Raw genomic sequence first — 7439 nt, forward strand, 5'->3', positions numbered from 1 at the left:
CGCCCAGCCCGCGCCGGAGACCACCGCGAGCAGCTGCCAGAGACGCGTCTCGTGCCTCCCCACGACCGCGCCGGCCGCGAAGGTCGCCACGTGCACCCCGAAGCCAGGCACCGGTCCGGGTACCCGGGCCGGCGACACCATGGAGATGCCGCGGCTGCCGAAGGCGGTGATCTCCCGCGGGGAGAGGCGGACCCGGCGCACGACCGGGACGGTAGCCACCCGGGCGCCCGGAGTCCTCCCGGTGGGACCATGACCCGGATGAGCGCGGGGACGGCCGGGTGCCGGGCGGGGACGGGACGCCGGTGAGGACACCGCCGGGGCCGGTCTCCGTGGACGGCGGCACCGCCGAGCTGCTCGCCGACGCCGACCGGGACGGCTCCTGGGTGCTGATGCTCAACGACACCCCGCAGTCGCACGTGGACCTCACCGACCCGGCGCACCTGGAGTTCGAGTACGTGCGGCGGATCGGGCACGTGCTGGACACCGCCGCGGCACCGGGGGCACCGCTGGACGTGGTGCACCTCGGCGGCGGGGCGCTGACGCTCCCCCGCTACGTGGCCGCCACGCGCCCCGGCTCCCGCCAGCGGGTGGCCGAGATCGACCAGCCGCTCACCGACCTCGTGCGCGAGCACCTGCCGCTGCCGCGGGCGGCGAGGGTGCGGGTCCGGGCCGCCGACGCCCGGGAGGCGCTCGCCGCCCTGCGCCCGGGCAGCGCCGACGTCGTCGTCACCGACGTGTTCGCCGGCGCCCGCACGCCGGCCCACCTGACCACCGTCGAGTTCGCGGCGGAGGTCGCCCGCGTCCTGCGGCCCGGCGGCGTCCACGCGGCCAACGTCGCCGACGGCCCGCCGCTGCGCTTCGCCCGGGGCCAGGTCGCCACGCTGCGCACGGCCTTCCGGCACGTCTGCCTGCTCGCCGAGCCGGGGACCCTCCGGGGCCGGCGGTTCGGCAACCTGGTCGCCGTCGCGTCCGACGCGGAGCTGCCGCTGGCGGAGCTCAGCCGCGCCTGCGCCCGCGACCCGATGCCGTCACGCGTCGTGGACGGCGACGACCTCGACCGGTTCGTGGGCGATGCGCGACCGGTGCTCGACGCCGACGCCGAGCCCTCGCCCGAGCCGCCCGCAGGCGTGTTCGGCCGCTGACCTCCCGACCGGTCGGCGGCGGCCCGCCGCCCTAGGCTGGCCGCATGACCACGCCCTCGCCGTACCGGCTCCGCCGGGACACCCGCCACAAGATGATCGCCGGCGTCTGCGCCGGGATCGCCCGGCGCTACGGGCTCTCGCGCAGCGGCCTGCGCGTGGCGTTCGTGGTCTCCTGCGTGCTCCCCGGCCCGCAGTTCGTGGCCTACCTGCTGCTGTGGGTGCTCATCCCGGCCGACGACCGGTACTGAGCGCGGCCGGCTGCTACCAGGTGTTGTCGCGGCGCATGCCCCCCACGGCGGGGCGCACGTCGACCAGGTAGACGATCGCCGCGATCACGGCGGGCAGTCCGAGCAGCGACAGCGGGGTCTTCATCCAGAAGATGACGAGCAGGGCCAGGCCGGTGATCGCCGCCCAGCCCGGCTTGGTGAGCTTGCCGGCGGCCACGTACCCGGCCGCGGGCCGGATGAGCGCGTCGACGAACGCCCAGGCGGTCAGCCCCAGGGACGCCCAGTACAGGCCCAGCAGCAGCCACCCGTCGAACAGACCCATGCCCGCGAGCCTACTCGCGGCCCGAGCCCCACCGGGGCGGCCGAGCCCCGGTGCGGCGGGGGCGACGACCTGCGGACGCGACAGGGCCCCGGAGCGCTGGTCGCAGCTCCGGGGCCCTGGTGGGTGGTGCCGTGCGGTCAGTTCTTCTTGGCGGGCACGGCGGTCGGGTCGGCCGGCTTGGCCGTGCGGGCGCGGGTCACGCGCGCCGAGGTGGCCTTGGCCGGCGACTTGCGGGCGGCGGGGGTGGTCTTCTTGGCGGTCGACCGGCGCTTGGGGGCCTCGACGGCCTCCTCGGCGGACGCCTTGGTCGCCTCGGCGGCGTCCTCGACCTTCTCCTCCGCCTTCGCGGCGGCCTTGGTCGCCTTGGCGGCGGTCTTCTGGGCGACCGAGGTCACCTCGTTGGAGACCTCGACGACGGCCTCGGCGCCCTCCTCGAGGACGTCCTCGATGCGCTCCTCGACCGTGTCGACGGCGTCCTCGGCGCGGCGCACGATGCGCCGGACGCCGGGCTGGCGGCGCAGGTCCTCGACGACGACGGCGCCGCGCTCGGCGAGCGTCTCCACGGTGGCGATCGCCTGGGTGCGGGCGGTCTCGACCAGGCCGGCGACGGTGCTGCGCAGCGCCTCCGGACGGGCCGCGACGACCAGCTGGTGCGCCGTGGTGCGGGCGGTGCCGGCGGCCTCGGCTGCCCGGGTGCGGGCCTCCTTGACGGCGAGGTCGGCCTGCACCTGCGCCTCGCCGGGCAGCGCCTCGGCGGTGCTGCGGAACTGGGCGACGACGGTGCGGGCGCGCTCGACGGCCAGGTCACCGGCGCCGACGAAGGCCAGCAGCGGGGTGCGGGCCTGCTCGGCCAGGGTGCGGCCCTGGGCCACGGCGAGCTCGCCGTACTGCTTCACGGTCTGGGTGGGGGTCATGCCGGACTCCTCGGGAGTGGGAGAGGGGGGGATGGTCAGCTGGCGGCCGGGGACGAGGCCCGGTGCTCACGGACGTAGGTCTCGTAGAGCTCGAGCAGGACGGCCTTGTGCCGCTCGGACAGCGCGTCGTCGGAGCGGATCGCCGCCACGGTGTCCGGGTTACCGGAACGCCGGTCGAGGATCCCCGCCCGCTCGTAGAGCGTCTCGGCCGAGATCTTCAGGCCCCGGGCGATCGACGCGAGGATCTCCGCTGACGGCTTGCGGAGGCCCCGCTCCACCTGGGACAGGTAGGGGTTGCTGACTCCGGCGGTGCGGGCCAGCTCGCGCAGCGAGACCCGCGCGGCGTTGCGCTGCTCGCGGATGAAGTCGCCCACCGACGAGCTGACCGCCGAGACGCCGGACGCGTCGGCGACCGAGTCGGCGACCCGGTCCACCGTGGAACGGACGGAGGTCACCTGCTCGCGGACGAAGTCACCAGGGGTCTGCACGCCCTCGACGCTAACCCCGGGTGCTAGCTCCTGCAAGCGGAGCGGCTAGCACTTCGGCGTGATCGCGCCCACACCCCGGCGGAGCTGGTCAGCCGCCCAGCGCCGCGGACGCACGGACCTCGCCGACGACGCCGTCGCCCCCGCTGACGGGCGTCCGCGCCCACGGAGCAAGCACCTCCGGGCCGACGCCGAGCCGCCGCAGCCCGGCCGCGAGCGCCGGGGTCCGCCCCCGGTCCCCGCCGTCGTCGAGCTTGAGCGCGACGGCCCCCGCCCCCGGTAGCGCCGCCACGTGGACGCCGTCGGCACCGCCCTTCACCAGCAGGCCGGGGACCGCGCGCATCAGGTCGGTGTCCTCCCGGCCGGTGCCGGCGACGAACCACGGGTGGGCCCGCATCGCGTCGGCCACCGCCCGGCCGGGCGAACCCTCCAGGGCCTGCACCAGCGAGAGCACGCCGCGCGCCAGCCCGGTGAGCGGGAGCGCGTGCTGCGGCGCACCGCAGCCGTCGACGACGACCGCCGCGACCGGCTCGCCGGCCGCCTCGCCCAGCCGCGCCTCGATCGCCTGCTGCAGGGGGTGCTCCCGGTCCAGGTAGCCCTCCGTCGGCCAGCCTGCCGCCACGCAGGCCGACAGCATCGCCGCGTGCTTGCCCGAGCAGTTCATGGCCAGCCGCTCCGGCGCCCGGCCGGCGGCGAGCCAGGCCGCCTTCGTCTCCTCGTGCGCGGGCAGCGCCGGCGGGCACCCCAGGGCCTCGGGGCCCAGCCCTGCAGCGGCGAGCATCGCCCCGGCCAGCTCCCGGTGCCCGTCCTCGCCGAGGTGGGAGCCGGCGCCGATCGCCAGCTCCTCGCCCGCGCGCGGCACCCAGCCGGCCGCCAGCAGCGCCGTCGCCTGCACCGGCTTGTTCGCCGACCGGGGCAGGATCGGGCGGTCGACCGCACCGGCCGCGAGCACCACCTCACCCGCGGCGTCCAGCACCACCAGCGACCCCCGGTGCACCGACTCCAGGAAGCCCGAGCGGTGGACCTCCACCAGCACCGGGTTGTCCGGCCACGGAGAGGCGGGGGCACCGCCGGGAGCCTGGTCAGGTGCTGGAACGGCCACGCCTCAGGGTCCCATGCCGACCACGCGCGGCATGGGGGGAGGAGCGGTCCTCCTAGTGGCGCCCCTCGTCGGCGAGCAGGGCGGCGACGTCGGCCTCGCCGTCGCGGTACCGGCGGCCGAGCTCGGCCGCGAGCGCGTCCATGACCTGCTGCACGCCGCGGCGGCGCTCCGAGAGCCCCTTCTCGGCGTCCGCGAGCGACCGGGCCGCCGCCTCCAGCTTGTTGTCGGCGAGCTCGGTGATCGCCGACAGGTCGGCGCCCGGGGTGAGGGAGTTGACCCAGGACTCGTACTCCTGGGGGTCCGCGGGCTGCACCGTCTGGTGCCGCCCCAGGCCGTGCGCCGGGCCGCGCCCCTTCTCGGCGAGGATCTCGGGCAGCAGGTCCACCAGCGACCGCCCGTCGTGCTCGGCCCGCCGCTGCAGCTCCCGCCGCACGATGTCCAGGCGCCCCTGCAGCAGCCGCCGGGTGTAGGAGAGGTTGACCTCCTGCTGCTCGGCCTCGCGGCGCAGCCGGCGCACGTCACCCATCGGCCGGCGCACGGCGCTCTCCAGGAACGCGGGGTCCAGCAGCGCGTCGACGGCGGCACCCCCGGCGGGGGACGGCTTCGGGCTCACGGGTGGCCTCCAGGTGCGGGGACGCCCGGCGCGGGCATCGGCGGTGGTCAGCGGCGGGCGCTGGGCGGAGCGTAGGTCAGCGGCCGCGGCCTGCCCACCCGGTGCGCGGGCGGGCGCGGCGCGCTCAGCCGATCGTCCCAGACCGGACGGCCCGGACCCGGTTGCGCGCCGCCACCTGGGTGTCGTCGAGCGCCGGTGGGGCGTCGTCGGGGTCGATCGAGGCGGTCGAGCCGGCCACGGTCAGCGCGGCGTCCGGGGCCACCGACTGCTTGACCAGCGCCAGGGCGACGACGCCCAGCTCGTGGTGCCGCACCACGCTGCCCACCCGCCCCACCTCGCGCGCGCCCGCCAGCACCGGCTCGCCGGGCGCCGGCAGGTCCTCGCTGACGCCGTCGAGGTGCAGCAGCACCAGGCGGCGCGGCGGGCGCCCCAGGTTGTGCACCCGCGCCACGGTCTCCTGCCCGCGGTAGCAGCCCTTGTCCAGGTGGACGGCGGTGCGCAGCCACTCGAGCTCGTTCGGGATGGTGCGGTGGTCGGTGTCGACGCCGAAGCGGGGCCGCCGGGCCTCCACGCGCAACGCCTCGTAGGCCGAGGCGCCGGCGAGCGGGACGCCCAGCCGGTCGGCCAGGGCGGCGACCTCCGACCGCGGCACGAGCAGGTCGTGGACGACGGCCGCGCCGTCGCCGACGGCGGGCATGCGGCGCACCCAGCCCTCGCCGAGCGCCTGCACCGCATACGGCTCCGCGGGCACCGGCAGCCCGGCTCCCGCCAGGGCCGCGGCCGACCCGGGGCCGACGAGCGACAGCAGGGCCCGGTCGTCGGCCACCAGGCGCGGCTCCACCCGCAGCATGAAGCGCATCCGCTCGAGGAAGGCCAGCAGGGCGGGGCCGGCGCCCGGCTCGACGTCGGCCCACGTCGTGCCGGCCAGCTCGGCCACGACGAGGTGGTGCTCGACGTGGCCGTGGGGGCTGAGGACCAGCGCCTCGCTGCCGGCGCCGTCGGCCAGCTGGGCGACGTGCTGGCTGGTGATGCTGTGCAGCCAGGAGAGGCGGTCGGCCCCGGGCACCGCGAGCACGTCGCGGTCGCTCCGGTCCACCAGGCCGGCGCCCTCGGCGAGCAGCCGCTGCTCGCGCAGCGGGTCGCCGTAGTGCGCCGCGACGACGCGGGTCACCTCCGGCCCCGGCTCGACGGCGACCGCCCCGGGGCGGGCGAGGAGGGGCGAGGGCGTGGTCATGAGGACTCCGTTCCGGCGCGGTCTCGGCAGGCGCGGCACGTGCCCGACAGGGCGACGTGGCCGACGTCCACGGTGAAACCCAGGTCGGCCGCCAGACGTTCCGCGGCCTCGTCGAGCAGGTCGGGCGCGGCCGAGGAGATCTCCCCGCAGGAGTTGCAGACGACGTGCAGGTGGGGGCGCTCGGCGGCGTGGTAGACCGGCGCGCCGCGCCCCAGGTGGGTGTGCCAGACGAGCCCGAGCCGTTCGAGCAGCTCGAGGGTGCGGTAGACCGTCGAGGTGTCGGGCGCGCTGCCGCCGGGGCCGGCCTCCTCGCGCAGGCGGGCGACGATCGCCTCCGGGGTGGCGTGCGCCAGCGCGCCGACCGCGGCCAGCACCCGGGCGCGCTGCGGGGTCAGGCGCAACCCCCGCGCGCGCAGCTGCTCGGCGAGCGGGGCGGCGACGTCGTCGGTGCCCATGGTGCGAGCCTATTCCCCGCGTACGGCAGGCTGGCCCGCGTGGACGAGCAGCGCAGGGTGGCGGTCTGGCGGGACGGCGCGGCGGTGCCGGTCCCCGCGGACCAGCCGGTCGTCACCGCCTTCGACCTCGGGCTGGCCCGCGGGGACGGCGTCTTCGAGTCCGTCGCCGTCGTCGGCGGGCGCACGCCGCACCTGGACGCGCACCTCACCCGGCTGAGCCGCTCCGCGGAGCTGCTCGGCCTGGCCCACCCCGGCGACGCCGCCTGGCGGGCCCTGGTCGGGGCGACGCTGACCGGCTGGCCGGCCGAGATGGAGGGCGTGTGCCGCCTCGTGCTCACCCGCGGGCTCGGCGAGGGCACGCCGCCGACGTCGCTGGCGCTGCTCGCGCCGGTGCCCGCCGAGACGCTGCGACAGCGCGCGGAGGGGGTCGCGGTGGTCACGCTCGGGCTCGGGGTGCCCGCCGACTTCCGGGCGGGCGCCCCGTGGCTGCTGGGCGGCGCGAAGACGCTCTCCTACGCGGTCAACATGGCCGCCCAGCGGCACGCTCAGGCCCTGGGTGCCGACGACGTCGTCCTCACCAGCCTGGAGGGCCGGGTGCTGGAGGGCCCGACCTCGACCGTCGTCTGGGCCGCGTCCGGCACGCTCCACACGCCGCCGGTGGAGAGCGGCATCCTCGCCGGCACCACCCAGGCGCGGCTGTTCGCCGCCGCCCGGGCGGCCGGCTGGCCCACCGCCTCGACCCCCGGGACGGTCGACGACCTGCACGCGGCCGATGCCGTGTGGCTGCTCTCCGGGGTACGTGGCGCCGTGCCGGTGCACACCCTCGACGGCATCCGCCGCGGCGACGGCGGGCTCTCCCCGCGGGTCAGGGAACTGCTCGCCGGGTAGCGTGAAACCCAGGTGCGCCGGGAAGTCTGGTCGGCAGCGTGTCCGTCGAGGGTGTGC

General features: G+C 77.3%; 11 protein-coding genes. 3 read left to right on the plus strand and 8 right to left on the minus strand.

The window, feature by feature from the left end:
• Positions 1-201: hypothetical protein (locus tag E9549_RS21965; protein WP_236828719.1), on the minus strand; the 201-nt coding region annotated here is incomplete at its 3' end.
• Positions 202-302: 101 nt separating this feature from the next.
• Between E9549_RS21965 and E9549_RS21970 the strand changes: the two genes are divergently transcribed.
• On the plus strand, positions 303-1142 hold the full coding sequence (locus E9549_RS21970; RefSeq protein ID WP_236828720.1) for a spermidine synthase: 840 nt from the start codon (positions 303-305) through the stop codon (positions 1140-1142).
• A 44-nt stretch (positions 1143-1186) separates the two neighbouring features.
• Positions 1187-1390: a PspC domain-containing protein gene (locus tag E9549_RS21975; RefSeq protein WP_236828721.1), complete on the plus strand. Its 204-nt coding sequence runs from the start codon at positions 1187-1189 to the stop codon at positions 1388-1390.
• Between the two features lie 13 nt (positions 1391-1403).
• Here E9549_RS21975 and E9549_RS21980 read toward each other — a convergent pair whose 3' ends face one another.
• From E9549_RS21980 to E9549_RS22010, 7 genes are all read right to left on the minus strand, one after another.
• Positions 1404-1691: a DUF2516 family protein gene (locus tag E9549_RS21980; protein WP_236828722.1), complete on the minus strand. Its 288-nt coding sequence runs from the start codon at positions 1689-1691 to the stop codon at positions 1404-1406.
• Between the two features lie 137 nt (positions 1692-1828).
• On the minus strand, positions 1829-2605 hold the full coding sequence (locus E9549_RS21985; protein ID WP_236828723.1) for a hypothetical protein: 777 nt from the start codon (positions 2603-2605) through the stop codon (positions 1829-1831).
• Positions 2606-2640: 35 nt separating this feature from the next.
• Positions 2641-3093 (minus strand): helix-turn-helix domain-containing protein, encoded by a 453-nt coding sequence (locus E9549_RS21990; protein WP_236828724.1) that lies wholly within the window; start codon positions 3091-3093, stop codon positions 2641-2643.
• Positions 3094-3181: 88 nt separating this feature from the next.
• Entirely contained in the window at positions 3182-4126 is a 945-nt protein-coding gene (locus tag E9549_RS21995; protein WP_236828725.1) for an asparaginase, read from the minus strand.
• Positions 4127-4244: 118 nt separating this feature from the next.
• Positions 4245-4805: an aerial mycelium formation protein gene (locus tag E9549_RS22000; protein ID WP_236828726.1), complete on the minus strand. Its 561-nt coding sequence runs from the start codon at positions 4803-4805 to the stop codon at positions 4245-4247.
• Between the two features lie 124 nt (positions 4806-4929).
• Positions 4930-6039, minus strand: coding sequence for a folate-binding protein YgfZ (locus tag E9549_RS22005; RefSeq protein WP_236828727.1), 1110 nt, complete (start codon positions 6037-6039; stop codon positions 4930-4932).
• The gene (locus E9549_RS22010) at positions 6036-6494 is read right to left on the minus strand and encodes a Fur family transcriptional regulator (protein ID WP_236828728.1); all 459 of its coding nucleotides are present in this window, start codon (positions 6492-6494) and stop codon (positions 6036-6038) included. Before E9549_RS22010 ends, E9549_RS22005 begins: the two co-directional genes overlap by 4 nt.
• Before the next feature lie 39 nt (positions 6495-6533).
• On the opposite strand from E9549_RS22010, the gene E9549_RS22015 reads away from it, so the two are divergent.
• Positions 6534-7382, plus strand: coding sequence for an aminotransferase class IV (locus E9549_RS22015; RefSeq protein ID WP_236828729.1), 849 nt, complete (start codon positions 6534-6536; stop codon positions 7380-7382).
• The last annotated feature ends 57 nt before the right edge of the window (positions 7383-7439 follow it).

The sequence above is a fragment of the Blastococcus sp. MG754426 genome, assembly GCF_021699055.1.
GTDB lineage: Bacteria > Actinomycetota > Actinomycetes > Mycobacteriales > Geodermatophilaceae > Blastococcus.

What these genes read in the sequence shown, in the direction of transcription:
- E9549_RS21975 (WP_236828721.1), top strand. Translation starts at nt 1,187, where the DNA reads ATGACCACGCCCTCGCCGTACCGGCTCCGCCGGGACACCCGCCACAAG.
- E9549_RS21980 (WP_236828722.1), bottom strand. Translation starts at nt 1,691, where the DNA reads ATGGGTCTGTTCGACGGGTGGCTGCTGCTGGGCCTGTACTGGGCGTCC.
- E9549_RS22005 (WP_236828727.1), bottom strand. Translation starts at nt 6,039, where the DNA reads ATGACCACGCCCTCGCCCCTCCTCGCCCGCCCCGGGGCGGTCGCCGTC.
- E9549_RS22010 (WP_236828728.1), bottom strand. Translation starts at nt 6,494, where the DNA reads ATGGGCACCGACGACGTCGCCGCCCCGCTCGCCGAGCAGCTGCGCGCG.
- E9549_RS21985 (WP_236828723.1), bottom strand. Translation starts at nt 2,605, where the DNA reads ATGACCCCCACCCAGACCGTGAAGCAGTACGGCGAGCTCGCCGTGGCC.